General features: G+C 32.5%; 1 protein-coding gene. It reads right to left on the minus strand.

Annotated features, from left to right (window positions below):
* Window positions 1–532 precede the first annotated feature (532 nt).
* A partial coding sequence (locus G563_RS0118415) for a sensor histidine kinase (RefSeq protein WP_028666586.1) occupies window positions 533–1121 on the minus strand: 589 nt, incomplete at its 5' end.

Genomic DNA, 1121 nt, shown 5'->3' on the forward strand with positions numbered 1-1121 from the left:
ATAATACACTGAAATTCAGATAGTTATGCCTACCGACATTATTTACATTTTGTTTTTTTTAAAAAGATTAAAAACAGAACAGAAAAAATTTTGTTTTTTTTTAATTTCTGTTTTTAAAAAGGGATTTTTTATTACTTTTTTAGTATCTTTTTGTTTTTTTGAGTAAAATATTGAATTAGGGGATTTTTCGTAGTAATGGTGATAATTAAGTAGCTTGAAGATTGGCATTGCCAATCTTCAAGCGTCATTACAAAATTCCATTTTTTCGGCTATGAAAAGAGAAAGGATTTAAGCTATTACTTTTTTAAATCCTTTCTTTGGCTGTTTCCTTGAGTTTTAAGGAACTTTCATGATGTACATAGTACAAAGTATCATTTAAAAATTTTGTTTGATTTTAGGGCCGTTCAAATGCGATTTTAATTGTAAAATAAAATTTTTATTTTTTTGGCATCGTTGCGTTATTATTGCGTTATTAATTCATTAAAATATTCATTTAATCCATGTGAAGTGGTTTTGGAAAAGAGTATTCCCATTAACTGGGAATACTCAACAAAAATTGGGTTCCAACGCCCAAGGTACTTCTTACCTCCGTCCGAATGTGGTTGCTTTTTAGAAAACGCCCTAAGAGTATCATTCCTAATCCTCGCGGACGTTCAGCCTTTATATCTGGATGCTCTAAAGTGTGTCGAACGGTCATTAACTTTTCTTCTGACATCCCTTTTCCATCATCTTCTATAATCATATGGATGTGGTTTCCGTCTTCTTTTACATTTAATTGTATTTTCCCTCCTGAACGTGCATTTTTTAAGGCATTATCAATCAAATTTCGAATAATCAACTCACAGGCATTCGGATCCATGTATACGCATAATGTGGGAGGGCATTCCACGATAATTTTCACATCTCGATACTGAGCTATTTGTTGATACAGTATCACAATCAGCTGTATCTTTTCGCTCAGTTGAAATTTTTCTGGATGGTGAGGGACTTCCTCTCGTTGAGTCAACGACCAACTCAATAAATTGTCTAGTAAAAGACGAATATTCTGACCCATTTGATCAATCGATTGCGAAATCTTATTTAGCTCACTGTATCGCTTTTGTTGAAGATAGTAAGTAATC

The organism is Runella zeae DSM 19591 (assembly GCF_000423565.1).
Classification (GTDB): Bacteria; Bacteroidota; Bacteroidia; order Cytophagales; family Spirosomataceae; genus Runella; species Runella zeae.